Origin of the sequence: Saccharopolyspora phatthalungensis (assembly GCF_014203395.1) — a bacterium.
GTDB lineage: Bacteria > Actinomycetota > Actinomycetes > Mycobacteriales > Pseudonocardiaceae > Saccharopolyspora > Saccharopolyspora phatthalungensis.
The window spans coordinates 262304-288641 of sequence record NZ_JACHIW010000001.1; the positions used below are offsets into that span (position 1 = coordinate 262304).

The following is a 26338-nucleotide window of genomic DNA, read 5'->3' on the forward strand; positions in this document are numbered from 1 at the left end:
AACCGCGGCCGGAAGCCCAGCGGCGGATCCGCGAGTTCCGGCAGGCGGCATTATCGCGCTCGTGCCCCGGCCATCCTTCGCCGATGCGCGGCACCGATCTTCAGTGCCGCGGTCGTCTCGCCGTCCCACTTGTGCGGCGTCAGGCCGTCGACCGCCTCGACCAGGGCCTCGCCGGTGGCCGCATCGGGCACCAGCACGTCGCCGAATTGACCGTCCTCGCCGATCAGCACGATCCGGGCACCGGCCCGCCCCAGGTTCTCCACCACCGCGCGCGCGGACCCGCCATGTCCGCCCACAAACGCTTTGGCGGTGGCGATGGCCTTGGGCGACGGTTCGGTGGTGTGCTCGGTGTCTTTCTCGGCTGCCGTCATGGCCGAATCCTAAACACGTCCCACCACACAGCGGGAAGAACCATTGCGCAGAACACCCGCGCGGACAACCGGCGATGCGCCGCGGGAAGCATGATTCGGATGTCGGGTGCTTTCCCGGGAAGACCGGAGCGACTTGATGAGTTGCACTCGTTGAGCCCTTTGAGGCACCACAGGCGAAGGAGAAAGCATGCGCGCAATTCGGGTGGCGGCCAACGGCGGACCGGAAGTCCTGGAATACACCGAAGCCGAAGTGCCCGACCCGCAGGCCGGCGAGCTGCTGGTCGAGGTCGCCGCGGCAGGGGTGAACTTCATCGACACCTACCAGCGCAGCGGGATCTACTCGATGAAGCTGCCGTTCACACCCGGTTCGGAGGGCGCGGGCACGGTCCTCGCGGTCGGCCCCGGCGTGACCGGCTTCGGAATCGGCGACCGGGTCGCCTGGGTGATGATCCCGGGCAGCTACGCCGAGCGGGCCGTGGTGCCGGCCGACAAGGCGGTGCGGGTACCGGACGGAGTGGACGATCGGACGGCAGCCGCCGCGCTGCTGCAGGGCCTGACCGCGCATTACCTGATCACCTCGACCTACCCGGTGCGAACCGGTGAGACCGCCTTGGTGCACGCGGCTGCCGGAGGCATGGGCCTGCTGCTGACCCAGCTGATCAAGTCGCGCGGCGCGAACGTGATCGGCACCGTCTCCACCCCCGAGAAGGAGAAGCTGGCGCGGGAGGCGGGCGCCGACGAGATCATTCGTTACACCGAGGAAGACGTGGCGCAGGACGTCGCGAACCTCACCGACGGGCGCGGCGTGGATGTGGTCTACGACGGCGTCGGCAAGACCACCTTCGAAGCGAGCCTGGCCAGCCTGCGTCCGCGCGGCATGCTCGCGCTGTTCGGCGCGTCCAGCGGCCCGGTGCCGCCGGTTGACCCGCAGCGGCTGAACGCGGCCGGCTCGGTGTTCCTGACCCGCCCCAGCCTGGCCCACCACATCCTGACCCGCGAGGAGTTGGACCGGCGGGCCGAGGAGCTGTTCGGCTGGCTCGTCAGCGGCACCCTCAAGATCCGCATCGGTGGCAGCTATCCGCTGTCAGACGCCGGCCGCGCGCACGAAGACCTGGAAGGCCGCCGCACCACCGGCAAACTCCTGCTGCTCCCGTGATCGTCCCGTGCGTGCTTCGGGGCCTCCCGAAGCACGCACGGCACCTGACGACAAGCGGCGTAAGCCGCTTGCGGTGTGGGACTCAGCTTGCACCGCCTGCCCAAGGGATCCCAAACGGCTCAGACGTCGCCTGGCGAGGACAGCCCCAGCGCCGTGTATTGGGCATACATAAGTCGGGGATCCCGGAGCCCAGGCGGCGACGGTAACTCCCGCAGGGGGCCGCCACCCGCGCCGCTACGCAAACCACTTTCGAAACAATCTCTAGCTAGCTAGAACGGCCAGCCGAGCACGGGCAGGCTGAGCGCGGAATCCACCGCCAGCGCCACGCACACGATCATCAGATACGTGTTGGACATGTGGAACAGCTTCATCGGCTTGGTCTTCGCGCCGCGCTTGGTCGCGGCGTGCAGCCGGTGCGCCAGGTACAGGAACCACGCGCCCGAGAGGACCGCGAACGCCGTGTAGAGCCAGCCGGTTGCCGGGGCAAGCAGCAACGTCCAGGCCACCATCAGCCAGGTGAACACCACGATCTGCCGCGACACATACGTCGGCTTCGCCACCACCGGCAGCATCGGGACACCCGCACGCTGGTAGTCGTCCTTGTACTTCATCGCCAGCGACCAGGTGTGCGGCGGCGTCCAGAAGAAGATCACCCCGAACATCACCAGCGCCGGCCAGTCCACCCGGCCGGTCACCCCGGCCCAGCCGATCACCACCGGCATGCAGCCGGCGGCGCCGCCCCAGACGATGTTCTGCGCGGTGCGCCGCTTGAGCACCAGCGTGTAGACGAAGACGTAGAACAAGATCGTGCCGACTGCCAGCGAGGCGGCCAGCAGGTTGGTCGTCGCCCACAGCCAGCCGAAGGACGCCACCCCAAGCGCGATGCCGAAGATCAGCGCGTGCCGGTTCGACACCGTGTGCCGCACCAGCGGGCGGGCCCGAGTGCGCTTCATCACCTGATCAATATCGGCGTCGGCGACGCAGTTCAGCGCGTTCGCGCTGCCCGCCGCCATGGTGCCGCCGATCAGCGTGGCAAGCACCAGCCACGGCGAGGGGATGCCGCGCGCGGCCAGCAGCATCGCCGGGATCGTGGTCACGAGCAGCAGCTCGATGACCCGCGGCTTGATCAGCCCGGCATAGGCTTTCAGCAGCTCAGCGGGTCGCCGAGCGTGCCGTGTCCGGGGGGCGTCGACGGTGGTCACGACGCTGCGCTCACCGACGGCATGGCACTCCTAAGGCATTTCGGGCGACCTGGAACAACCCGGACGCGCCGAATTGGACCGACCATGAATAGTAGGCGCGCTACTGAAACCCGCCTCGCTCGGGTCTACTCCGGGGGCCTCCGCACCAAGCCCGTGGTCCTGGTCACGCCCCTCGGCCGGTATCCTCGTCGTGTTCCTGCCGCGACCGGTAACGGGTCGCCCTTCAGCGCGAAACCCCAGGGCCGCAAAGCCCCGGGGCACGGGCAGTCACCAGCCGAGTCGTCGGCGTCGTCACCCGGACGGCGTAACCGTGGTCTCCCAGGCGCAGTGTCGGGCGCCGAACGACCCCACCCCGGATGGGCGAAGGGCATCAATTCAGACGGGTCGGCACGTGACTGATCGGACACGACTAGGCTGCCCGTCGGACGAGGGATAACCGCGGTTCGAATCGGTCCAGCGACCGCATTCACCGCTGCATAGCGAGAACCGCCGAAGGAAACTTGGAGCTGCGTCCGTGTCCGTCACCGACGACCTTGCCCGCTTGACCACCAAGCAACTGCCCGAAGACTGGACCGAGCTGGACCAGCGCGCGGTGGACACCGCCCGCGTCCTGGCCGCCGACGCGGTAGAGAACTGCGGCAGCGGCCACCCCGGTACCGCGATGAGCCTGGCACCCGCCGCTTACGCGCTGTTCCAGCGCGTCATGCGGCACGACCCCAGCGACCCGAACTGGATCGGCCGCGACCGGTTCGTGCTGTCGGCGGGGCATTCGAGCCTGACGCTGTACGTGCAGCTGTTCCTGGCCGGCTACGGCCTGGAACTGGACGACCTCAAGTCGCTGCGCAAGTGGGGTTCGAAGACGCCGGGCCACCCGGAGTACGGGCACACCGACGGGGTCGAGACCACCACCGGCCCGCTGGGCCAGGGCCTGGCCACCGCGGTCGGGATGGCGATGGCCGCCCGCCGCGAGCGCGGCCTGTACGACCCGGAGGCCGCGCCGGGGGAGAGCCCGTTCGACCACCACATCTACGTGATCGCCTCCGACGGTGACATCGAGGAGGGCATCACCTCCGAGGCGTCGTCGCTGGCCGGTACCCAGCAGCTGGGCAACCTCACGGTGATCTACGACGCGAACGAGATCTCCATCGAGGACGACACCCGCATCGCGTTGTCCGAGGACACCGCCAAGCGGTACGAGGCCTACGGCTGGCACGTCGTCACGGTGCACGGCGGAGAGGACGTCAAGGGCCTGCTCGCGGCGATCGAGTCCGCCAAGGCCGAGACCGGCCGCCCGACCCTGATCGTGCTGCGCACGGTGATCGGCTACCCGGCGCCGACCAAGATGAACACCGGCAAGGCACACGGTGCCGCGCTGGGCGCCGACGAGGTCGCCGGGGTAAAGGAGGCGCTGGGCTTCGACCCGGAGCAGTCCTTCCAGGTGGACGCCGACGTGCTGGAGCACGCCCGCGAGGTCATCACCCGTGGCAAGGCCGCACACGCCCAGTGGCAGCTCGCCTTCGACAAGTGGGCGGCGGCCAACCCGGAGCGCAAAGCGCTGCTGGACCGGCTGAGCACCCGCGAGCTGCCCGCCGGCTGGCAGCAGAAGCTGCCGAGCTGGGAGGCCGACGGCAAGGGCATCGCCACCCGCAAGGCTTCCGGTGAGGTGCTCAACGCGCTGTCCGACGTGCTGCCCGAGTTGTGGGGCGGCTCGGCCGACCTGGCGGAGAGCAACAACACCACGATGAAGGGCGTCGACTCGTTCGGCCCGGAGTCGATCTCCACCGGTAGCTGGAGCGCCAACCCGTACGGCCGGACGCTGCACTTCGGCATCCGCGAGCACGCGATGGGCGCGATCCTCAACGGCATCGCGCTGCACGGCGGCACCCGCCCCTACGGCGGCACCTTCCTGGTGTTCAGCGACTACATGCGTCCGGCGGTGCGGCTGGCCGCGCTGATGAAGGCCCCGGTCATCTTCGTGTGGACGCACGACTCGATCGGCTTGGGCGAGGACGGCCCGACGCACCAGCCGATCGAGCACGTGGCCGCCCTGCGCGCGATCCCGGGCTTCTCGCTGGTCCGCCCGGCGGATGCCAACGAGACCGCGGCGTCGTGGAAGGCGATTCTGGAGGACCCGAGCGGCCCCGCCGGGTTGGCGCTGACCCGCCAGGGCGTGCCGACGCTGGAAGGCGTGGACCCCGAGGGCGTCGCCAAGGGCGGCTACGTGCTGGCCGAGGCCGGCAACGGCAAGCCCGAGCTGGTGCTGATCGGCACCGGTTCCGAGGTCCAGCTGGCGGTCGAGGCCAGGAAGATCTTGGAGGCCGACGGCGTTGCGACTCGTGTGGTGTCGATGCCGTGCGTCGAGTGGTTCGACGCGCAGGACGAGGCCTACCGCGAGAAGGTGCTGCCGAAGACGGTCAAGGCCCGCGTCTCGGTCGAGGCCGGGATCGCGATGCCCTGGTACCGGTTCCTCAAGGACACCGGCGAGTCGGTGTCCATCGAGCACTTCGGCGCCTCGGCGGACTACAAGACCCTTTACCACGAGTTCGGCATCACCGTCGAGGCCGTCGTCGCGGCGGCCCGGCGCAGCCTGAGCAACACCGACCAGGCGTGAGCGGAGGAATTCCTTTGACCACCAACCCGAACCTCAAGGCGCTCAGCGAAGCCGGGGTCTCGATCTGGCTGGACGACCTGTCCCGCCAGCGCATCAACTCCGGCAACCTCGCCGAGCTGATCACCGGCCGAGCCGTCGTTGGCGTGACGAGCAACCCGACGATCTTCGCCAACGCGCTGTCCAACGCGGCGGACTACAACGAGAAGGTGCGCGAGCTGGCGGCCCGCGGCGCGAGCGTGGACGACACGGTGCGGGAGCTGACCACCGCGGACGTCCGCGACGCGGCGGACATCTTCCGCAACGTCTACGAGTCGACCGGTGGCGTCGACGGCCGGGTCTCCCTGGAGGTCGACCCGCGGCTGGCGCACGACACCGAGCGCACCGTGGCCGAGGCCGTCGACCTGTGGAAGGCCGTGGACCGGCCGAACCTGATGGTCAAGATCCCGGCCACCGTGGAGGGCCTGCCCGCGATCACCCGCGTGCTGGCCGAGGGCGTCAGCGTCAACGTCACGCTGATCTTCTCCGTGCAGCGCTACCGCGACGTGATGGATGCCTTCCAGGCCGGCCTGGAGCAGGCCAAGGCCAACGGGCACGACATCAGCCGGATCTCTTCGGTGGCGTCGTTCTTCGTTTCCCGCGTGGACACCGAGATCGACAAGCGGCTGGAGAAGATCTCCGGCGGCGAGCAGCTGCGCGGCAAGGCCGCGATCGCCAACGCCCGGCTGGCCTACGCCGCCTACCAAGAGGTGTTCTCGACCGATCGCTGGAAGACGCTGGAGGCCGCCGGTGGCAAGGCGCAGCGCGCGCTGTGGGCGTCCACCGGCGTCAAGGACCCGTCCTACTCCGACACGCGCTACGTGGATGAGCTGGTCGCCCCGAACACGGTGAACACCATGCCGGAGGCGACCCTGAAGGCCGTCGCCGACCATGCCGACGTGCGCGGCGACACGGTCACCGGCACGGCTGCCGCCTCGCAGCAGGTCTTCGACGACCTTGCCGAGATCGGCATCGACCTCGACGACGTGTTCGCCGTGCTGGAGCGCGAGGGCGTCGAGAAGTTCGAGAAGTCGTGGACCGAGCTGCTGGAAACCGTCGGCCAGCAGTTGGCGCAGGCGAAGTAAAAAACCGCCGAAGTCTCCGCGAATTCCGGGCCGGTGCACACCTGCTGCACCGGCCCGGATCGGCGACACTGTGGTCGCACGAAGTTGGCTTCCAAGATCGAACCCGGCCCGGTTGCGTATCGAACTAGGGTTCGACCCAACTCAATCGAGCGCTGAAGGAATTACATGGCAACCGAAACCTCCGTCGACATTCCCGATGTGGCGCTAGCGGCCGAGGCCCGACCGCTGGTCGAGCGACTGGCCGCCGATGCGGTTGCCGGCAAGCTCGCCGCCCAGGACGCCACGCTGTGGGGTCCGGACGCCGAGAGCGAGGCATCCATCCGGCTGTCCTGGACCACGCTGCACGAGAGCTCGCGTCCGCTGCTCGCCGAAATCGACGCGCTGCGCGCCGAACTTCACGCCGAGGGCCTGGACCGCATTGTGCTGGCCGGGATGGGTGGCTCGTCGCTGGCCCCGGAGGTGATCACCGCGACCGCCGGAGTGCCGCTGGTCGTGCTGGACACCACCGACCCCGGGCAGGTCGCCGACGCGCTGTCGGGTGACCTCGACCGGACCGTGCTGGTGGTCTCCTCGAAGTCGGGTACCACCGTCGAGACCGACAGCCATCGCCGGATCTTCGAGCGGGCGTTCTCGGAAAACGGAATCGATCCTGTGACCCGCATCATCGTGGTCACCGACCCCGGTTCGCCGATGGAATCGGCGGCGCGCGAAGCCGGATACCGCAAGGTGTTCACCGCCGATCCGCACGTGGGCGGGCGCTACTCGGCGCTGACCGCCTTCGGCCTGGTGCCCGCCGGGCTGGCCGGTGCCGATGTCGCGGCCCTGCTGGACGACGCCGCGGCTGCGTTCCAGGCGCTGCGGACAGACAGCCAGGACAACCCGGCCCTGCAACTGGCGGCGGCGCTGGGCGCGGCGCACGCCAAGGGCGCCGAGAAGGTCGTGTTCGCCGATACCGGTTCGGGCGTCAAGGGCTTCGGCGACTGGGTCGAGCAGCTGATCGCCGAGTCCACCGGCAAGAACGGGACCGGGCTGCTGCCGGTGGTCGTGGAGAACACCGACGCGCCGGGCTTCGCCAACGCCGGTGCGGACGCGACGACCGTGGCGATCGGCCCGGCCGTCAGGGGCGCGCAGATCAGCACCACGGGACCGCTGGGCACGATGTTCCTGCTGTGGGAGTTCGCTACCGCGTTGGCCGGTCGGCTGCTGGGCATCGACCCGTTCGACCAGCCGGACGTGGAGGCCGCGAAGAAGGCCGCGCGGGCGCTGCTGGACGGCCCGGCCGGCGGGCCCGCCGCGACCCCGGCGCTGGTCGAGGGCGCGATCGAGGTGCACCCGTCCGGCGACTGGCTGTCCGCCGGGGTGGGCAACGTGACCGAGGCGCTGCGCGCGTTCCTCGCCGCCGCTCCCCGGGGCGGCTACTTGGCGATCCAGGCCTACCTGGACCGGCTTGACGACGCCTCGACCGCGGTGCTGCGTCCGGAGCTGGCGCGCCGCACCGGATTGCAGACGACCTTCGGGTGGGGGCCGCGGTTCCTGCACTCCACCGGTCAATACCACAAGGGCGGCCACCAGAACGGCGTGTTCCTGCAGATCACGGGTGCGCCCGAAGAAGACCTGGAGGTGCCGGACCGCCCGTACACTCTTGCCGGACTGCAGCGCGCCCAGGCGTTGGGCGACGGCCAGGTGCTCGCCGACCGGAACCGGCCGGTGCTGCGGCTGCACCTCACCGACCGGCCGGCCGGGCTCGTCGAGCTGGTCAAGGCCGTGCAAGACCTGCATCCCTTGGAGGACCAGGCGTGACTCAAAGCGACCAGTGGCACAATCCGCTGCGCGACCCGCGGGACAAGCGGCTGCCGCGGATCGCCGGCCCGTGCGGGCTGACGATCTTCGGCGTGACCGGTGATCTGTCCCGCAAGAAACTGATGCCGGCGATCTACGACCTGGCCAACCGGGGCCTGCTGCCGCCGGGCTTCGCGCTGACCGGCTTCGCCCGCCGCGACTGGGCCGACCAGGACTTCGGACAGGTCGTCTACGACGCGGTCCGGGAGCATGCGCGGACCCCGTTCCACCAGAACGTGTGGGACCGGCTGGCGGAAGGCATCCGGTTCGTGCCGGGCTCGTTCGACGACGACGCCGCATTCGACCGGCTCTCCGACACGGTCAAGGAACTCGACGCCGACCGAGGTACCGGCGGCAACCACGCGTTTTACCTGTCGGTGCCGCCGTCGGCGTTCCCGACGGTGCTCAAGCAACTGTCCCGGTCCGGGCTGACCGATCCGGCCCCGGACAGCTGGCGGCGGGTCGTCATCGAGAAGCCGTTCGGCCACGACCTGGAGAGCGCGCGGCAGCTCAACCAGATCGTCAACGATGTGTTTCCCGAGGAGTCGGTGTTCCGCATCGACCACTACCTCGGCAAGGAGACGGTGCAGAACATCCTGGCGCTGCGCTTCGCGAACCAGCTGTTCGAGCCGATCTGGAACGCGCACTACGTGGACCACGTGCAGATCACCATGGCCGAGGACATCGGCCTGGGCGGGCGGGCCGGCTACTACGACGGCATCGGCGCCGCGCGCGACGTGATCCAGAACCACCTGCTGCAACTGCTGGCGTTCACCGCGATGGAGGAGCCGGTCTCGTTCTCCCCGCAGGACCTGCGCGCGGAGAAGATCAAGGTGCTCTCGGCGACCAAGCCGGTCGGCCCGTTCGACCAGACCACCGCCCGCGGCCAGTACACCGGCGGCTGGCAGGGCGGTTCGCTGGTGCCGGGCCTGCACGAGGAGGGCGGCTTCGCGTCCGACTCGATCACCGAGACCTATGCGGCGATCACCCTTGAGGTGGAGAGCCGACGGTGGGCCGGGGTGCCGTTCTACTTGCGCAGCGGCAAGCGGCTGGGCCGCCGGGTCACCGAGATCGCGGTGGTGTTCAAGCGCGCCCCGCACCTGCCGTTCGACAGCACCATGACCGAGGAACTCGGGCAGAACGCCCTGGTGATCCGGGTACAGCCGGACGAGGGCATCACGATGCGCTTCGGCGCGAAGGTCCCGGGCACCTCGATGGAGGTCCGCGACGTGACCATGGACTTCGGTTATGGGCACGCGTTCACGGAGTCTTCGCCGGAGGCCTACGAGCGGCTGATCCTGGACGTGCTGCTCGGCGAGCCGTCGCTGTTCCCGGTCAACGAGGAAGTCGAGTTGTCCTGGCAGATCCTCGACCCGGTGCTGGATCACTGGGCCGCCAAGGCCAAGCCCGAGCCGTACAAGGCCGGAACGTGGGGTCCGCCCTCGGCGGAGGCGATGCTGGCCCGAACCGGACGCACCTGGAGGCGACCGTGATCATCGATCTGCCATCGACAACCACTTCGCAGGTCAACAAGAAGCTGGTCGAACTGCGCGAAACCGGTGGTGCGGTCGCGCTGGGCCGGGTGCTGACCCTGGTGATCGTCACCGGGGACGGCACCGAGGTGGAGAAGGCCATCCAGGCCGCCAATGACGCCAGCCGGGAGCACCCGTGCCGGGTGATCGTGGTGGCCAGCGGGGCGCGGCAGGCCGCGCCCCGGCTGGACGCCCAGATCCGCATCGGCGGCGATGCGGGGGCCTCGGAGGTCGTCGTGCTGCGGTTGTACGGGCCGCTGGCCGATGAAGGTGCGGGCTCGGTGGTTCCGCTGCTGCTGCCGGACGCGCCGGTGGTGGCGTGGTGGCCCACGGACGCCCCGGAAAGCCCCGCGAAGGACCCGATCGGCGCGCTTTCGCACCGGCGGATCACCGACGCGGCGGCCGAGGCCGACCCGATCGCCGCGCTGCAGAAACGTGTCCGGTCCTATGTGGATGGTGACACGGATCTGGCCTGGACGCGGCTGACCTCCTGGCGCGCGATGCTGGCCGCGGCGCTGGACCTGCCGCCGCACGACGCCGTCACGGCCGCCACGGTCACCGGCGCCGCGGACTCGCCCTCGACCGACCTGCTGGCCGCGTGGCTGGCCAGCTACCTGGACATCCCGGTGCGCCGGGTGAAACACCCGCGCGGGCCGGGCATCGTCTCGGCGGTGCTGGAACGCCCGTCGGGCAACGTGGAGATCGTCCGCCCGGACGGCAAGGTCGGATCGCTGACCCAGCCGGGCCAGCCGGTGCGGCGGGTGTCGTTGCAGCGGCGCGAGGTGCGCGACTGCCTCAGCGAGGAGTTGCGCCGCCTCGACCCGGACGAGATCTACGAGGCCACCTTAAAGGGACTGGACAACATAGTGCGTGCTGAGGAAGAACCGGCTGAATCCGTCGAGGTGGGCTCATGAGTCGGCCGGAAGTGATCGTGCACCCCACCGCCGAGCTGCTCGTCGCCGCGACGGCGGCCCGGCTGATCACCAAGTTGATCGACACGCAGGTCGAGCAGGGCGTCGCGTCGCTGGTGCTCACCGGTGGCCGGGCGGGCATCGGCGTGCTCGAACACATCAACCGCTCCCCCGCGCGAGACGCGGTGGAGTGGGAATACGTGGACGTGTACTGGGGCGATGAGCGGTTCCTGCCGGACGGCGACCCGGACCGCAACGAAACCCAGGCCCGCCGCGCCCTGTTGGACCACGTCCCGGTCGATCCCGGAAGAGTGCATCCGATGGCCCCACCGGATGGCAAGTTCGGCGCTGACGTCGAAGCCGCGGCGGCGCACTACGCCGAGGTGCTGGCGACCACGGCCTCGCTGGCCACCGACATCGCGGTGCCCTATTTCGACGTGCTGCTGCTCGGCGTCGGCGAAGAGGGGCACACGGCGTCGCTGTTCCCGAACACGCCGTATGTGCAGGAAATCGAGCGAACGGTGGTGGGCGTGCACGACTGCCCGAAGCCACCGCCGACCCGGATCTCCCTGACGCTGCCGGCGATCCAAACGGCCTCGGAGGTCTGGCTGGTGACCACCGGCACCGCCAAGGCCGAACCCGTGGCGGCGACGCTGGGCGGGGCGAAACCGGTCGACATCCCGGTTGCGGGAGCTTACGGCCAAGACCGAACCCTCTGGCTCCTCGATCTCGACGCCGCATCGGCCATCGCCACCGGGGCCTGATTTCCCGACCCCAGGGGCGCCTTTGAAGCGAGTGCTCAAGGGCGCCCCTGGGGTCTGAACTGCGTCTCGCTGTGCTCTGCGGTGCGAGCACCATACTCGCCGGAAAGGCCCCCTTATCGGGCGAGGGAACGATTTTTCGTCGAGCAAGCGCGCGGCGGGTGTCGGCCGTACGCTGTGGCCCGCACTTTTCGATCAGCGGCGGAGGCGAGCTGGGATGACCCGCACTCAAGGGTTGCGTCGGATCCGGGCGGACGTGGTGGGGCTGGCACTGGGACTGGTGGCGATCCTGCTCGGGCTATTCGGGACCACCGGGGCCGCGGCGAAGGCGCCGACCACCGAGCTGCGCGGGATGTGGATCGCTTCGGTCGACAACATCGACTGGCCGAGCAAACCGGGGCTTCCCGCCGCCCAGCAGCAGGACGAGTACCGCAAGCTGCTTGACCAGGCCGTCGCGAACAAGCTGAACGCGGTGTTCGTCCAGGTGCGGCCGACCGCCGACGCGTTCTGGCCGTCGCCGTACGAACCGTGGTCGCACTGGTTGACCGGCCAGCAGGGCCGCGGCCCCGGCTACGACCCGCTGCGGTTCCTGATCGACGAGGCACACAAACGCGGCCTTCGGTTCCACGCCTGGTTCAACCCGTATCGCATCAGCATGAAGGACGATCCGAACGCGCTGGTCCCGGAGCATCCCGCGCGCAAGCACCCGGAGTGGACGTTCGCCTACGGCGGCAAGCTGTACTACAACCCGGGCGTGCCGCAGGCACGCGAGTTCGTGATCGACGCGATCATGCACGCGGTCGCCAACTACGACGTCGACGGCGCGCACCTCGACGACTACTTCTACCCGTACCCGGTCAAGGACCAGAAGATCCCGGACGAGCGGACCTTCGCCGAGCACGGCAAGGGTTTCGACAACATCGAGGACTGGCGGCGGCACAACGTGAACCAGCTGGTGTCCGAACTGGACACTCGGGTGCACCGGGCCAAGCCGGGCGCGAAGTTCGGCGTCAGCCCGTTCGGCATCTGGCGCAACGCGGCCAGCGACCCGGCGGGCTCGCAGACCCGCGGCCTGGAGTCGTACTCGGCGATCTACGCCGACAGCCGCAAGTGGGTTCAGGAAGGCTGGGTCGACTACATCGCCCCGCAGGTCTACTGGCAGATCGGCCACCCGGCCGCCGACTACGCGGCCCTGGTCCCGTGGTGGTCCAAGACTGTCGCGGGCACCGGTGTCGACCTCTACATCGGCCAGGCCGCCTACCGCGTCGGCAGGGAGGGCTGGACCGATCCCGGCGAGCTTTCCGCCCACCTGAGCCTCAACAGCAAGTACCCCGGCGTCAGGGGCGACATCTACTTCAGTGCCAAGTCGCTGGCCACGAACGCGGCCGAAGCGATGGCCCGGCTCGTCAAGGAGCACTACTCGGTCCGTTGAGCGAGACCGGCGGTGCGAGCTCGCGCGCGGCTCGCACCGCTGCGTCTCGCCTAGAGCTACACCTTCGTCGGGGCCCTGGCGGGCTTGGCCCGCTGCGTCGGCAGCGGGGTTTCCGCGTAGCCCGGAACCGTGTCGATTTCCTCCATTTGTTTGGTGAACGGCACGAATTCGTCGTCCATGAGCGCCCTGGGGTTGAAGTCCGGGCTCGCCATGACGCCATGGACGCGGCGGCGCTGCATCCCGAAATTGCCCGCGTCGTAGAGCGGGAACACCGCTGCCTCGCGCAGCAGTTTCTCGAAGTTGTGCCGGGTGTCGAGGCTGTTCACGCCGACCACCTGCAGGCACTTGTACACCGAGGCGAACAGCGCTTCCGTGCAGTGGATCTTGCACATCGCGCCGATCAGTTCGCCGTGGTAGTCGTGCCGGTCGAGGAAGTGCGCCGTCTTCCAGCACAGGTACCGGCACGCCTCGATCTGGGCGGCGACATCGCCGAGCACATACCCGACGTACTGGTGGTTGATGATCGGGCTGGGGCCTCCGGCGGTGTAGGTCCGCGCCCAGTCCAGCGCCGCCTCATAGGCGGACCGGGCGACGCCGACCGCGGCGATCCCGGCCACCGGACCGGACCACGCGAAGTTCCGGTTGATCAGCAGGTCACCGTTGCCTCGGGTGCCCTCGATGAGGTTGTTCGCCGGCACCCTAGCGTTGTCGAAGACGATCTCCGCGTTGGGGGTCAGCCGGTGACCCATCTTGCTGATCAGCCGGTAGCTGACCCCGGGCGTGCCGCGCTCGATCATGATCGCTGACAGGCCCTCGGTACCGCCCTTGGACGGATCGGTGCGCACCACGACGATGCTGGCGTTGGCGCCCTTGCCGTCCCATCCGGCCACGTTGCACGGCCAGTACTTGCGCCCGTTGAGGACGTAGCTGTCGCCGTCGAGGGTGGCGGTGACCCCGATGCCGACCGGGGCGGGCTCCGGGGTGTCGAAGTTCGCGGTGCCGCCCGGGCTGCCGGCGGGCTCGCTGACCGCATACCCCACCAGGTACTCGCCGCTGGGGTCGGAGGTGGCCGGCCGGAGGAACCGCTCCTGCTGCTCCTCGCTGCCCCAGTACCACACGGGCAGCAGCCCTAAGCCGTTCACCAGGATCGTGCAGGCGAATCCCGGGTCCACGGCGCAGATCTCCTCGGCGGCGAGGATCAGTTCGACGTTGCTCAGGCCTCCCCCGCCGTACTTCTTGGGCAGCATGCAAAACGCGATGCCCGCCCGGTAGGCCGCCACGTAGGCTTCCTTGGTGCGCTGGAAGGCCGCCAGCGGATCGGTCTCGGCGTCTGCTTCGCGAACGACCGGGGCGAGCACCTCCTGGGCGAACGCCCGCGCCGACGCCTGGAGCGCCCGCTGTTCGGAGCTGAGCGTGAAGTCGATGGCCATGACGATGCATCCCCTCGCATGATCGAAAGGCACTTACTTCTCGGGCTCAAGTCTCCTCTTCGACGCCACCGTGCGGCGATTGAAATCGCCTACCCCTCGGTGACCACCACGATGCCGTCGTGATCGGACACCACGTGCTCGCCGGGGACGAAGCGGACGCCGCCGAATTCGACCACCTCGTCCACCGCGCCCGCACCGGTCTTGGTGCTCTTGCGCGGGTTCGTGCCGAGCGCCTTGACGCCGAAGTCCATCTCGGCGAGCACCGCCGAGTCGCGCACCGCACCGTTGACGATGACGCCGCTCCAGCCGTTCGAGCGGCCGATCTCGGCGATCACGTCACCGATCAGCGCGGTGTGCAAGGAACCGCCGCCGTCGATGACCAGCACCTGGCCGTCGCCCGGCTCCGAGAGGACCTTCTTGAGCAGGGCGTTGTCCTGGAAGCAGGTGACCGTGCGGATCCGGCCTTCGAAGGCCGCCCGTCCGCCGAGGTTGCGGAACTGCACGTCGCAGCTGCGCACCTCCGGGCCTTCCCGGTCCGCGAGATCGGCCGTCGCCTGAGTCATGATTCCTCCCGGTCTGGCGTGGACGGCGAGCGTACCCACGGGTTGCCGCGCCCCGCGCCGCACCGCGAGCAACACCACACCGGTTTCGTCAAAGCTGCGCGTCAACCGCTCGCGCGGGCGCGTTCCAGGAGAACGGCGCGCTCACGGGCGTTGGCGGTGAGGGACGCCGCTCGCTCGAACTCCTCGCGGGCCTCGTCATGCCGGCCGAGTTTGGCGAGCAGGTCGCCGCGAACGCTGGGGAGCAGGTGGTAGTTCTTCAGCGCCGGTTCGGCAACAAGCTGGTCGACGAGGTGTAGGCCGTGCTCCGGCCCGAAGGCCATCGACACCGCCACCGCCCGGTTCAACTCCACCACCGGCGACCGGGACAGCTCGCCCAGCACCTCGTAAAGCGCCGCGATCCGCGTCCAGTCGGTCTCCTCCGGCGTTCTCGCCCGCGCGTGACAGGCGGCGATCGCGGCCTGCAGCGTGTAGGGACCGGGCGTGCCACCTCCTTCCTGCGCGTTGAGCAGTCCCTCGGCTCGGGCCAACGCCGCCAGCCCGCGCGTGATCAGCAGCTGATCCCACCGGGCGCGGTCCTGCTCCAGCAGCAGCACCGGCTCGCCCGACGGACCGGTGCGCGCGGCGGTGCGGGATGCCTGGATCTCCAGTAGCGCCACCAGACCGTGCACCTCGGGTTCGTTGGGCACCAGCCCGGCCACGATGCGCCCGAGCCGCAGCGCGTCCTCGCACAGCCCGGTCCGCATCCAGTCGTCCCCGGCGGTCGCCGCGTACCCCTCGTTGAAGACGAGGTAGACGACCTCCAGCACCGACGGCAGGCGGGCGGCGAGCTCGGCGCCGCTCGGCGCCTCGAACGGGATTTTCTTACGCGCCAACGTTTTTTTGGCCCGCACGATGCGCTGGGCGATGGTCGCCTCCGGCACCAGGAACGCGCGAGCGATCTCCGCGGTCGTCAGGCCGCAGAGCACCCTCAGCGCCAGCGCGGTCCGGGCCTCGGTGGACAGCACGGGGTGGCACGCGGTGAAGACCAGGCGCAGCAGATCGTCGCCGAAGTCGGGGCCGGTTTCCACGTCGATCTCGACGTGCTGCCGGTGGCCGAGTTCGCGGCCGATTTCGTCCTGCTTGCGTTCCAGCCGCTGGTCGCGGCGCAGCCGGTCGATCGCGCGGTGCTTGGCGGTCGACATCAGCCAGGCTCCCGGATTCGGCGGCACCCCGGCCTCCGGCCACTTCTCCAGGGCGATGACCAGCGCGTCCTGCGCGAGCTCTTCGGCCAGGCCGACGTCGCCGACGATCCGCGCCAGCCCCGCGATCAGCCGGGCAGCTTCGATCCGCCAGACAGCCTCGATGGCGCGGTGTGTTTCAGAAACCGTCACCGCGCCATCTCAGCTCGCGACGCCCGTCGCGGCAAGCAGGATCAGCCGACGCCGCCCTGCTTGCGCGATTCCTCGCGCATGCGCCGCTCGCGCTCGGCTTCTTCAGGAGTCAGCACCTCCGCCGCGAAATCCTCCGCGTCGAACACCTCCCGCACGGTGACCGGAGCCGGGCACCGCTTGGCCCATTCGAGCATTTCCTCCCGAGAGCGGACCTGGAGCAGCCAGAACCCGGCGATCAGCTCCTTGGTCTCGGTGAACGGTCCGTCCACGACGGCACGCCCGCCGCCGGTCGTGATCTCGGTCCGGAACCCCTTGGAGCTCGGGTGCAGGCCCTCGGCGGCCAGCAGCACCCCCGCCTTGACCAGTTCCTCGTTGTAGTCGCTCATCGCCTTGATGACCTCTTGACTGGGCATCACGTTGGCTTCGCTGTCGGCATTGGCCATGACCGCCATCAGGAATCGCATCGTGGGTCACTCCCTCGTCGTCGCGCCCGGTCTCTCCGGCCGCTCACCAACGCATCGAACGAGCCACCGAGAAATCGACACCTTTCCCGAATTTTCTTTCGCAAATTGGCCGGACCCTCACGCGCAACGATCCGGAACGACGATCCGCGAACAAGAACGGGGCCGGGTGGGCGATCGCTCGCCCGCCCGGCCCCGTTCGCCGATTCAGCGGCCCTTGCGTTCGCGGAGCTTGGTCAGCGCCTCTTCCAGGATGGCCATCCCGTCAGCGTCGCTGCGCCGCTCCTTCACATACGCGAGGTGACTCTTGTACGGCTCATTCCGCCGCGCCTCGGGAGGATTCTCCTGGTCCAGGCCCGCCGGCAGTCCGCAGCGCGGGCAGTCCCATTCCTCCGGCACTTCGGCGTCCATCGCGAAGGACGGCCGGCTGTGGTGCCCGTTGACGCACCAGTAGTCGACCCGCTTGCGCGGCGCGGCTTCCCCCCGCTCCGATTCGCCTACCGCGGGGCCCGAGCCCACACGAGTGCCGCGAATGGCGTTACCACCAGTCATCCATCCTCACCCACAAAGCGGCCCGGGGTCGTCGACCGGCTGGGTGCCCGGTCGATCAACCGATCTTGATCAACAGGCCGATGCCGATGATGGAGATGACCCACAGCGCGATGACGAACAACGTCATTCGGTCGAGGTTCTTCTCCGCCACACTGGAACCGGCCAGGTTGGACTGCATACCGCCGCCGAACAGCGAGGAGAGTCCGCCGCCCTTGGCCCGGTGCAGCAGCACCAGCAGCACCAGCAGCACACTCGTCACGATCAGCATGATCTGCAGGAAAAGAGTCATCACGTCCTCGTTCGCACAGCGGTTCGCAACCAAGCGTACCGGGCCGCAAACAGCGAGTTGACCACTGTCCACCCGTTTGCCGCGGCTTCGCCGCGCCATTGACAAGCTCTCACACCGCTCCACCGAGGTCACGCAGGGGTGCCGGTCCGGTCGGGTGGTGGGTTCGAGCGACCGGACCGCTCGCCTCGGCCACCGAAGCGAACGGTCCGGTCGCGGCGAAACCGCTACGGCAGCGGGCCGCCCGCGGCCATGGCGGAGAGCTTGGCGAACTCGTCGCCGTTGAGGCTCGCGCCGCCGACCAGGGCGCCGTCTACGTCCGGCTGACCGATCAGATCGCCGATGTTGCTCGACTTAACCGAGCCGCCGTAGAGCACCCGCACGTCGTCGGCGATCTCCTTGCCGTACTTCTCGGTCAACGCCGCGCGCAGCGCGGTGCAGACCTCCTGCGCGTCCGCGGCGGTGGCGACCTTGCCGGTGCCGATCGCCCACACCGGCTCGTAGGCCACCACGACCTGGCGCACCTGCTCGGTCTTGAGGCCCTTGAGCGCGTTGATCAGCTGGGTCGTGCAGTGCTCGACGTGGCCGCCAGCCTCGCGCACGCCGAGCTGCTCGCCGACGCACAGGATCGGCGACATCCCGTGCTTGAGGGTGGCCCGCACCTTCTTACCGACCAGCTCGTCGGTCTCGGCGTGGTATTCGCGGCGCTCCGAGTGGCCGACCACGACGTAGGTGCACCCCAGCTTGGCCAGCATCGGCCCGGACACGTCACCGGTGTAAGCCCCGGAGTCGTGCTCGGAGATGTCCTGCGCGCCATGCTTGAGCAGCAGCTTGTCGCCGTCGATCAGGGTCTGCACGCTGCGGATGTCGGTGAACGGCGGGAGCACCGCCACCTCGACCTTGGCGAAGTACTTCTCCGGCAACGCGAAGGCGATCTTCTGCACCAGGGCGATCGCCTCCAGGTGGTTCAGATTCATCTTCCAGTTGCCGGCGATCAGTGGCTGCCTGGCCATTCAGCGCTCACCTTCCAGGACGGCCACTCCGGGCAGGTCCTTGCCTTCCAGGTATTCCAGCGACGCGCCGCCGCCGGTGGAGATATGCGAGAAGCCGTCCTCGGCAAGACCCAGGGTCCGCACCGCGGCGGCCGAGTCGCCGCCGCCGACCACGCTGAACGAGTCGGAGTCCACGATGGCCTGCGCGACGCCGCGGGTGCCTGCGGCGAACGCCGGGAACTCGAACACCCCGGTCGGGCCGTTCCAGAACACCGTGCGCGCCTCGCGGAGGATACCGGCGAACAGCTCGACGGTGCGCGGCCCGATATCCAGCCCCATCCAGTCGGCCGGGATCGCGTCGGCGGCCACGACTTGCTTGTCGGCGTCCGCGGCGAAGCGGTCGGCGGCCACCACGTCCACCGGCAGCACCAGCTTGTCGCCGTGCTCGGCCAGCAGCTGCTTGGTGGACTCGATCTGGTCCTTCTGCAGCAGCGAGTTGCCGACGTTGTGGCCCTGCGCGGCCAGGAACGTGTACGCCATGCCGCCGCCGATGAGGAGCTTGTCGACCTTCGGCAGCAGCGCCTTGATGACGCCGAGTTTGTCGGAGACCTTCGAGCCGCCGAGCACCACCGCGTAGGGATGCTTCGGGTCGCCGGCGAGCGTGCGCAGCACCTCGACCTCGGCGAGCACCAGGCCGCCGGCGTAGGCGGGCAGCCGCTTTGCGATGTCGTAGACCGACGCCTGCTTGCGGTGCACCACGCCGAAACCGTCGGAGACGAAGGCGGCGTCCGGGCCGACCAGCGCGGCCAGCTCGTCGGCCAGCGCGCCGCGCTCGGCATCGTCCTTGCTGGTCTCGCGGGCTTCGAAGCGGACGTTCTCCAGCAGCGCGACCGAGCCGTCGGTCAGCCCGGCGACCACCGACTTCGCCGAGTCGCCCACCAGGTCGGCGGCCAGCGCGACATCGGCGCCGAGCAGTTCGCCGAGCCGCCGGGCGACCGGGGCCAGCGAGAACTTCGGGTCCGGCTCACCCTTGGGCCGCCCCAGGTGCGCGGTCAGCACCACCTGGGCGCCGGCCTCGGTCAACTTCTGGATCGTCGGCAGGGACGCGCGCACCCGGCCGTCGTCGGTGATCTTCTCGCCGTCCAGCGGCACGTTGAGGTCGGCGCGCACCAGGACACGCCGACCCCGAACGCCCTCGGACAGCAGATCGTCAAGGTTCTTCACGTCTGCTCCTCGCATAGCTACGGGAAAACCCGCACGAGCCGGGGCGGATTCAACGGCTCAGCTCGTGCGGGTCTCAAGGAGACTGGCTTTCAAGCGGCGAAGCCGCTTCCAGCGGTAGACCGCCACCGCGACGCCCGACTCGCCAACTGTCCGAGTTGCCGCAAGCGGCTTGCCGCTTGGCCCACCCTCGCAACCGGCACCGCCGCGGGTCTCAGCGGATTTCTCGCGAGGACAGCCCCGCCACGACGTATTGGTCATACGTGTGCCGGGGATCCCGGAGTCGAGAAAGCCGCTGAGGTTCCGCCACTTGCACCGCTACTCGGGTCTTGGTTGGAAAAACCGTCTTCAGATCAAGAGAGCTTCTTACCGACGAGGTCGACCAGGTCGGCGAGGCGGTTGGAGTAGCCCCACTCGTTGTCGTACCAGCCGACGATCTTGACCTGGTTGCCGATGACCTTGGTCAGCGGCGCATCGAAGATCGTCGAGTGCGGGTCGGTGACGATGTCGCTGGAGACGATCGGGTCCTCGTTGTACTTGAGGATGCCCTTGAGCTTGCCGTCGGCGGCGGCGGTCTTGAACGCCTCGTTGACCTCGTCGACCGAGGTCGACTTCTGCACGGCCGCGGTCAGGTCGGTGACCGAGCCGGTCGGCACCGGCACGCGCATCGCGTAACCGTCGAGCTTGCCGTTGAGCTCCGGCAGCACCAGGCCGATGGCCTTGGCCGCACCGGTGCTGGTCGGCACCACGTTGACTGCGGCGGCGCGGGCGCGGCGCAGGTCCTTGTGCGGGCCGTCCTGCAGGTTCTGGTCCGCCGTGTAGGCGTGCACCGTGGTCATCAGGCCCTGCTCGATGCCGAAGGTGTCGTTGAGCACCTTGACCATCGGGGCCAGGCAGTTGGTGGTGCAGGACGCGTTCGAGATGATGGTCTGCGAGCCGTCGTACTTGTCGTCGTTGACGCCCAGCACCACGGTCAGGTCCTCGCCCTTGGCCGGGGCGGAGATGATGACCTTCTTCGCGCCACCCTCGTCCACGTGCTTGCGGGCGTCCGCGGCGTTGGTGAAGAAGCCGGTGGACTCCACGACGACGTCGACGTCAAGGTCGCCCCACGGCAGCTTGCCCGGGTCGCGCTCGGCGAGGATCTTGATGAGCTTGCCGCCCACCTCGATGCCCTCGCCGGTGACCTTCACCTCCTGGTCGAGGCGACCGAGGATGCTGTCGTACTTGAGCAGATGGGCCATGGTCGCGACATCGCCCAGGTCGTTGGCGGCCACGATCTCGATGTCGTGCTCGCTGGCGGTCGCGGCCCGCCAGAAGTTCCGCCCAATCCGACCGAAGCCGTTGATACCTACGCGAACGGTCACGCCGATCTCTCCTCGTGACTGACCCGACCGACGACGCGGGCGGGTGAGGTGGATGGGTCCGGCCTCACCCTATCTGCCGTCGAAGCCATCGCATTCGGGCGGGCGCAGGAGCTCACGTTGCCCGATACGGGGGTGTCGTTCTGGGGCCGGTGATTTCAGGGGAACCGATGCGTCCTGGGTTTCGGGCGTCGATTTCCATGGAAATCGACGCCCGGTCAGGCGTCGGCTTCCAGCATCTCGGCCGTCACCGCGGATTCGGTGTCCGGGACGCCGAGTTCCCGCGCGCGCTTGTCGGCCATCGCCAGCAGCCGCCGGATCCGACCGGCCACCGCGTCCTTGGTCATCGGCGGTTCCGCGAGCTGGCCGAGCTCTTCCAGCGACGCCTGCCGGTGCGCCAGGCGCAGCCGGCCCGCCACCGTCAGATGCTCCGGAGCGGTCGGGCCCAGCAGCTCCAGCGCCCGCTCCACCCGCGCCGCCGCGGCGACCGCGGCACGTGCCGAGCGGCGCAGGTTGGCGTCGTCGAAGTTCGCCAGCCGGTTGGCGGTAGCCCGCACCTCGCGGCGCATCCGGCGTTCCTCCCACGCCAGCACGCTGGAATGCGCGCCGAGCCGGGTCAGCAGCGCGCCGATGGCGTCGCCATCGCGGACCACCACCCGGTCCGCGCCGCGCACCTCGCGCGACTTCGCCGCCACACCGATCCGCCGCGCGGCACCGACCAGCGCCAACGCCGCCTCCGGCCCCGGGCAGGTGACCTCCATCGACGAGGACCGGCCCGGTTCGGTGAGCGAGCCGTGCGCCAGGAAAGCGCCACGCCAGGCCGCTTCGGAATCGCAGGCGCCGCCGGAGACGACGTGCGCGGGCAGGCCGCGAACCGGCCGGCCGCGCGGGTCGAGCAGTCCGGTCTGGCGCGCCAGGCCCTCGCCGTCCTTGACCACCCGCACCACGTACCGGGTGCCCTTGCGCAGTCCGCCGGAGGTGATCACGTGCACATCGGAGTGGTGCCCGAACAGCTCGTGGATCTCCTTCCGGAGCCGCCGCGCCGTTGAGCCGCTATCCAGCTCGGCCTCGATCACCACCCGGCCGGCGACGATGTGCAGCCCGCCGGCGAAGCGCAGCAACGAGGAAACCTCAGCCCGTCGGCAGCACGTCTTCGTCACCGACAACCGACTCAACTCGTCCTTGACCGCCGCGGTCATCGCCACCGGTCCGTCCTCCTCTCCAGTGCGGCCCGCAGGCTCGCCGCAAGCGCCCGCGGGTCGTGCCGTCCCGGCACGGCCGGCGCGGCGATCTTGTCCAGCAGAGTCTGCGCACCCAGCGCGGTGGCCGCAGCGCGAAGCCGGTCCGGGGTGGGCACCGAGTCGGCGTCGGCCAATACCGCGTCGACCCGCAGCCGGGGTGCGTGTTGCGAGAGTACGTCGAGATGTTGTTCGGGGGAGAAGCCCGCTGTCTCCCCCGGTTGCGGGACGAGGTTGAGCACCACGACGCGGCGTGCGGCGGTGGTCACCAGCGCCTCGTGCAGCTCCGGGACCAGCACGTGCGGCAGCACGCTGGTGAACCACGAACCGGGGCCGAGCAACACCAGATCGGCGTCCGACACCGCCCGGACGGCCTGCGGGCAGGCCGTGGGTCGCTCTCCACCGTTCGCGTGCAAACGGATCTGTTTCACACGTCCGGGCGTACTCGCGATGGCCACCTGCCCCCGGATCGTGCGGATCGCGTCGGGATCGGAGTCCAGCCCGACGACGTCGGCGGCCATGTCCAACGGCACCGTCGACATCGGCAGCACCCGGCCCTGCACGCCGAGCAGCCGGCACGCCCGGTCCAGCACCTCGACCGGATCGCCCAGCACTTCGAGCAGCCCGGCCAGCACGAGGTTGCCCACGGCATGTCCGGCGAGGGCGCCGCTGCCGCCGAAGCGGTGCTGGAACACCGTCGACCACAGCTGACCGTCGGTGTCGGTGTCGGCGAGCGCGGCGAGCGCCTTGCGCAGGTCGCCGGGCGGCAGCATGCCCAGTTCGCGGCGCAGCCGGCCGGACGACCCGCCGTCGTCGGCCACCGTCACCACCGCCGTCACCTCGGAGGTGATCCGGCGAAGCGCCGACAGCGTCGCCTGTAGGCCGTGTCCGCCCCCGAGCGCGACCGCGCGCAGCGGGGCACTCACTCGCGCCCCAGGTCCCGGTGCACCGTCTTGACCATCATCCCGTCGTCCCCGGCCAGGCGGCGGGCCAGCTCCTCGGCCAATGCCACACTGCGGTGCTTGCCGCCGGTGCACCCCAGCGCCAGTGTCAGGTAGCGCTTGCCCTCGCGGTGGTAGCCCGCCCCGACCAACCGCAACAGCTGCTGGTAGCTCTGCAGGAACTCCTCCGCACCCTCCTGACCGAGGACGTAGTTGCGGACCTCGTCATCGAGTCCGTTGAACTCGCGCAGTTCCGGGATCCAGAACGGGTTCGGCAGGAACCGGCAGTCCATCACCAGGTCGGCGTCCATCGGCAGACCGTACTTGTATCCGAAGGACAGCACGGCGACCCGCGTGCGGGTGCTCGCCTCGGTGCCGAAGGTGTCCTCGATCTTGGCGCGCAGCTGGTGCACCGAAAGGCTGGTGGTGTCCAGGACCAGGTCGGCCTCGGACCGCAGCCTGGACAGCAGCGACCGCTCCGCGGCGATCCCGTCGGCCAGCCGCCCCTCGCCCTGCAACGGGTGCCCGCGCCGCACCTGCTCGAAGCGGCGGATCAGCACCTCGTCGGTGGCCTCCAGGAACAGCACCTTCGGCTTGTAGCCGCGGGCGTCGAGGTCCTTGATGACCGCGCCAAGGTCCTCGGTGAACGCGCGGCTGCGCACGTCCATCACCACCGCGACACGGGTGACCGCGCCGCTGGAACGCGCGCCCAGCTCCACCATCGTGGCGATCAGCTCCGGCGGCAGGTTGTCCACCACGAACCAGCCCAGGTCTTCCAGGCATTTGGCCGCGGTGCTGCGCCCCGCCCCGGACAGGCCGCTGACCACGGCGACCTCGATGCCCGACTGCTCCTCAGTCACTGCTCTCCCCTTCAGCGTTGTCGGCGCCGGGCTCGGCCCGGTCGTCCGGCACCGGGCGTGGCCCGGCTCCCCCGTCGGCCGCCAGCGCCGAGTGCACGGTCTCGGCGGTGCGGCGGCCGATCCCGGGCACCGCGGCGATCTCGTCCACCCCTGCCTGGCGCACCTTGCGCACCGAACCGAAGTGCTTGAGCAACGCCGCACGGCGAGTTTCGCCCAGTCCCGGAATCGCGTCCAATGTGGAGCTTGTCATGCGCTTGGCGCGCTTCGCGCGGTGGTAGCTGATGGCGAACCGGTGCGCCTCGTCGCGGACCCGTTGCAGCAGGTAGAGCGCCTCGCTGGTGCGCGCCAGGATCACCGGGTCGGGGTCGGCGGGCAGCCAGACCTCCTCCAGCCGCTTGGCCAGCCCGATCACCGCGACGTCGGTGATGCCGAGCTCGGTCAGCGCGTCGGCGGCGGCGTTGGCCTGCGGCGCGCCACCGTCGATCACCAGCAGGTTGGGCGGGTAGGCGAACTTGCGCGGGCGGCCGGTCTCCGGATCGATCGCCGCGCCGACCGGACCCGAACCGGCCTGGTCCACCCGGGGGTCGACCGGCCCGGAGCCCGACTGCGCCGGCTGGGCGCCGACCTTGCCGGTCTCGCTGAGGTAGCGGTGGAAACGGCGGCGGACCACCTCGTCGATGGAGCCGACGTCGCCGCCCGCGGCGCCCTCCCGGACCTCGAAGCGGCGGTACTCGGACTTGCGCGGCACGCCGTCCTCGAACACCACCAGCGACGCGACCACATCGCTGCCCTGCACGTGGCTGACGTCGATGCACTCGATCCGCAGCGGCGCGGTGTCCAGCGACAGCGCTTCCTGGAGCTCCTGCAGCGCCGCCGAACGCGCGGTCAGGTCACCGGCGCGCCGCAGCTTGTACTGCTGGAAGGATTCCTTAGCGTTGCGCTCGACGGTCTCCATCAGTGCACGTTTGTCGCCGCGCTGCGGAACCCGGAGGCTGACCCGGGCACCGCGCAGCTCGCTGAGCCATCCGGCGATCGCGTCCGTGTCCTCGGGTAACTGGGGCACCAGCACCTCGCGCGGTACCGGGCTGCCGCCGGCGTCGGCCTGGTCGGCCAGTGCCGCCTGCTCGCCGTAAAACTGGGTAAGGAACTGCGAGGTGAGGGCGGCGGTTTTGGTTTCCTCGACCTTGTCTATGACCCAGCCGCGCTGGCCACGCACCCGGCCGCCGCGAATGTGGAAGACCTGCACGGCGGCGGCGAGCTCGTCTTCGGCGAAGGCGACCACGTCGGCGTCGGTGCCATCGCCGAGCACCACCGCCTGCTTCTCCATCGCGCGGCGCAGGGCCTCCAGATCGTCACGCAGCCGGGCGGCGCGCTCGAACTCCAGCTCCGCGGAGGCCGCCTGCATCTGCTTGTCCAGCTTGCGCATCAGCTGGTCGGTGTGTCCGGCCAGAAAGTCGCAGAAGTCGTCGACGATCGACCGGTGCTCCTCGGTGCTGACCCGGCCGACGCAGGGCGCCGAGCACTTTCCGATGTAGCCGAGCAGGCAGGGGCGGCCGATCTGCGAGTGGCGCTTGAACACCCCGCCGGAGCAGGTGCGTGCGGGAAACACCCGCAGCAGCAGGTCGAGTGTTTCGCGGATCGCCCAAGCGTGCGCGTACGGGCCGAAGTACCGCACGCCCTTGCGGCGCGGGCCGCGGTAGACATGCAGGCGCGGGAACTCCTCGTGCAGCGTGACGGCCAGCACCGGGTACGACTTGTCGTCGCGATAGCGGACGTTGAACTTCGGGTCGTACTCCTTGATCCAGGAGTATTCCAGTTGCAGCGCCTCGACCTCGGTGCCGACGACGGTCCACTGCACACCGGTGGCGGTGGTGACCATCTGCCGGGTCCGCGGATGCAGTCCGGCGAGGTCGGCGAAGTACGACGACAGCCTGCTGCGCAGGCTTTTCGCCTTGCCGACGTAGATCACTCGGCCGCCGACATCGTGGAACCGGTAGACGCCGGGGGCGTCCGGGATCGTGCCTGGCGCTGGTCGGTAGGTGGACGGATCGGCCACGCCTCCACCCTACGTGCGCGGCCCGACCACCTGGATCTCGGTGGGCGGACCGACGTGGGCGTGCCGACATG

Annotated in this window: 23 protein-coding genes; 8 read left to right on the top strand and 15 right to left on the bottom strand. The window is 69.5% G+C overall.

The window, feature by feature from the left end:
* Positions 1-50 precede the first annotated feature (50 nt).
* A complete protein-coding gene (locus tag BJ970_RS01030; RefSeq protein ID WP_184722380.1) occupies positions 51-371 on the bottom strand; it encodes a hypothetical protein in 321 nt (106 codons plus the stop codon).
* Positions 372-558: 187 nt separating this feature from the next.
* Here BJ970_RS01030 and BJ970_RS01035 point away from each other — a divergent pair, with 187 nt between their 5' ends.
* On the top strand, positions 559-1527 hold the full coding sequence (locus tag BJ970_RS01035; protein WP_184722383.1) for a quinone oxidoreductase family protein: 969 nt from the start codon (positions 559-561) through the stop codon (positions 1525-1527).
* Between the two features lie 269 nt (positions 1528-1796).
* On the opposite strand, the gene BJ970_RS01040 is transcribed toward BJ970_RS01035, so the two are convergent.
* Positions 1797-2729, bottom strand: a complete 933-nt coding sequence (locus BJ970_RS01040) for a heme o synthase (protein ID WP_184722386.1) — start codon at positions 2727-2729, stop codon at positions 1797-1799.
* Positions 2730-3243: 514 nt separating this feature from the next.
* On the opposite strand from BJ970_RS01040, the gene tkt reads away from it, so the two are divergent.
* From tkt to BJ970_RS01075, 7 genes are all read left to right on the top strand, one after another.
* Positions 3244-5340, top strand: coding sequence for a transketolase (tkt, locus tag BJ970_RS01045; RefSeq protein ID WP_312864053.1), 2097 nt, complete (start codon positions 3244-3246; stop codon positions 5338-5340).
* A gap of 14 nt (positions 5341-5354) precedes the next feature.
* Positions 5355-6461, top strand: a complete 1107-nt coding sequence (gene tal / locus BJ970_RS01050) for a transaldolase (RefSeq protein WP_184722390.1) — start codon at positions 5355-5357, stop codon at positions 6459-6461.
* 165 nt (positions 6462-6626) lie between these two features.
* Positions 6627-8261, top strand: a complete 1635-nt coding sequence (locus tag BJ970_RS01055) for a phosphoglucose isomerase-related protein (protein ID WP_184722393.1) — start codon at positions 6627-6629, stop codon at positions 8259-8261.
* Complete coding sequence (gene zwf, locus BJ970_RS01060; protein ID WP_184722397.1) at positions 8258-9793, top strand: glucose-6-phosphate dehydrogenase; 1536 nt, start codon at positions 8258-8260, stop codon at positions 9791-9793. Before BJ970_RS01055 ends, zwf begins: the two co-directional genes overlap by 4 nt.
* Positions 9790-10746, top strand: coding sequence for a glucose-6-phosphate dehydrogenase assembly protein OpcA (gene opcA, locus BJ970_RS01065; RefSeq protein WP_184722425.1), 957 nt, complete (start codon positions 9790-9792; stop codon positions 10744-10746). Before zwf ends, opcA begins: the two co-directional genes overlap by 4 nt.
* Positions 10743-11507: a 6-phosphogluconolactonase gene (pgl, locus tag BJ970_RS01070; RefSeq protein WP_184722428.1), complete on the top strand. Its 765-nt coding sequence runs from the start codon at positions 10743-10745 to the stop codon at positions 11505-11507. The genes opcA and pgl overlap by 4 nt, the downstream gene beginning before the upstream one ends.
* Positions 11508-11721: 214 nt before the next feature.
* Positions 11722-12936, top strand: a complete 1215-nt coding sequence (locus tag BJ970_RS01075; protein WP_184722432.1) for a glycoside hydrolase family 10-like protein — start codon at positions 11722-11724, stop codon at positions 12934-12936.
* A gap of 56 nt (positions 12937-12992) precedes the next feature.
* Here BJ970_RS01075 and BJ970_RS01080 read toward each other — a convergent pair whose 3' ends face one another.
* The 13 genes from BJ970_RS01080 to uvrC form a co-directional block, all read right to left on the bottom strand.
* Positions 12993-14366 (bottom strand): acyl-CoA dehydrogenase family protein, encoded by a 1374-nt coding sequence (locus tag BJ970_RS01080; RefSeq protein ID WP_184722434.1) that lies wholly within the window; start codon positions 14364-14366, stop codon positions 12993-12995.
* An 89-nt stretch (positions 14367-14455) separates the two neighbouring features.
* Positions 14456-14929, bottom strand: a complete 474-nt coding sequence (gene rraA, locus BJ970_RS01085; RefSeq protein WP_184722437.1) for a ribonuclease E activity regulator RraA — start codon at positions 14927-14929, stop codon at positions 14456-14458.
* 101 nt (positions 14930-15030) lie between these two features.
* Positions 15031-16299: an RNA polymerase sigma factor gene (locus BJ970_RS01090; RefSeq protein WP_184722439.1), complete on the bottom strand. Its 1269-nt coding sequence runs from the start codon at positions 16297-16299 to the stop codon at positions 15031-15033.
* A 41-nt stretch (positions 16300-16340) separates the two neighbouring features.
* On the bottom strand, positions 16341-16763 hold the full coding sequence (locus BJ970_RS01095; RefSeq protein ID WP_184722442.1) for a YciI family protein: 423 nt from the start codon (positions 16761-16763) through the stop codon (positions 16341-16343).
* A 204-nt stretch (positions 16764-16967) separates the two neighbouring features.
* Positions 16968-17312: an RNA polymerase-binding protein RbpA gene (locus tag BJ970_RS01100; RefSeq protein WP_184722443.1), complete on the bottom strand. Its 345-nt coding sequence runs from the start codon at positions 17310-17312 to the stop codon at positions 16968-16970.
* Positions 17313-17367: 55 nt separating this feature from the next.
* On the bottom strand, positions 17368-17601 hold the full coding sequence (secG, locus tag BJ970_RS01105; RefSeq protein ID WP_184722446.1) for a preprotein translocase subunit SecG: 234 nt from the start codon (positions 17599-17601) through the stop codon (positions 17368-17370).
* Between the two features lie 224 nt (positions 17602-17825).
* On the bottom strand, positions 17826-18611 hold the full coding sequence (gene tpiA / locus BJ970_RS01110) for a triose-phosphate isomerase (RefSeq protein ID WP_184722449.1): 786 nt from the start codon (positions 18609-18611) through the stop codon (positions 17826-17828).
* A complete protein-coding gene (locus tag BJ970_RS01115) occupies positions 18612-19814 on the bottom strand; it encodes a phosphoglycerate kinase (RefSeq protein WP_184722452.1) in 1203 nt (400 codons plus the stop codon). It lies immediately after the preceding gene.
* 350 nt (positions 19815-20164) lie between these two features.
* Entirely contained in the window at positions 20165-21175 is a 1011-nt protein-coding gene (gap, locus tag BJ970_RS01120) for a type I glyceraldehyde-3-phosphate dehydrogenase (RefSeq protein WP_184722455.1), read from the bottom strand.
* Between the two features lie 215 nt (positions 21176-21390).
* Positions 21391-22377, bottom strand: a complete 987-nt coding sequence (whiA, locus tag BJ970_RS01125) for a DNA-binding protein WhiA (protein ID WP_184722457.1) — start codon at positions 22375-22377, stop codon at positions 21391-21393.
* A complete protein-coding gene (locus BJ970_RS01130; RefSeq protein WP_184728803.1) occupies positions 22368-23324 on the bottom strand; it encodes a gluconeogenesis factor YvcK family protein in 957 nt (318 codons plus the stop codon). The genes whiA and BJ970_RS01130 overlap by 10 nt, the downstream gene beginning before the upstream one ends.
* 8 nt (positions 23325-23332) lie before the next feature.
* A complete protein-coding gene (gene rapZ, locus BJ970_RS01135; RefSeq protein ID WP_184722460.1) occupies positions 23333-24211 on the bottom strand; it encodes an RNase adapter RapZ in 879 nt (292 codons plus the stop codon).
* Positions 24204-26267, bottom strand: a complete 2064-nt coding sequence (gene uvrC / locus BJ970_RS01140; RefSeq protein WP_184722463.1) for an excinuclease ABC subunit UvrC — start codon at positions 26265-26267, stop codon at positions 24204-24206. Before uvrC ends, rapZ begins: the two co-directional genes overlap by 8 nt.
* Between the last annotated feature and the right edge of the window lie 71 nt (positions 26268-26338).

Coding starts and splice junctions, on each gene's coding strand:
- tpiA (WP_184722449.1), bottom strand. CDS start 18,611: ATGGCCAGGCAGCCACTGATCGCCGGCAACTGGAAGATGAATCTGAAC.
- BJ970_RS01095 (WP_184722442.1), bottom strand. CDS start 16,763: ATGCGATTCCTGATGGCGGTCATGGCCAATGCCGACAGCGAAGCCAAC.
- BJ970_RS01100 (WP_184722443.1), bottom strand. CDS start 17,312: ATGACTGGTGGTAACGCCATTCGCGGCACTCGTGTGGGCTCGGGCCCC.
- BJ970_RS01055 (WP_184722393.1), top strand. CDS start 6,627: ATGGCAACCGAAACCTCCGTCGACATTCCCGATGTGGCGCTAGCGGCC.
- rraA (WP_184722437.1), bottom strand. CDS start 14,929: ATGACTCAGGCGACGGCCGATCTCGCGGACCGGGAAGGCCCGGAGGTG.
- pgl (WP_184722428.1), top strand. CDS start 10,743: ATGAGTCGGCCGGAAGTGATCGTGCACCCCACCGCCGAGCTGCTCGTC.
- BJ970_RS01035 (WP_184722383.1), top strand. CDS start 559: ATGCGCGCAATTCGGGTGGCGGCCAACGGCGGACCGGAAGTCCTGGAA.
- BJ970_RS01030 (WP_184722380.1), bottom strand. CDS start 371: ATGACGGCAGCCGAGAAAGACACCGAGCACACCACCGAACCGTCGCCC.
- BJ970_RS01080 (WP_184722434.1), bottom strand. CDS start 14,366: ATGGCCATCGACTTCACGCTCAGCTCCGAACAGCGGGCGCTCCAGGCG.
- secG (WP_184722446.1), bottom strand. CDS start 17,601: ATGACTCTTTTCCTGCAGATCATGCTGATCGTGACGAGTGTGCTGCTG.
- BJ970_RS01075 (WP_184722432.1), top strand. CDS start 11,722: ATGACCCGCACTCAAGGGTTGCGTCGGATCCGGGCGGACGTGGTGGGG.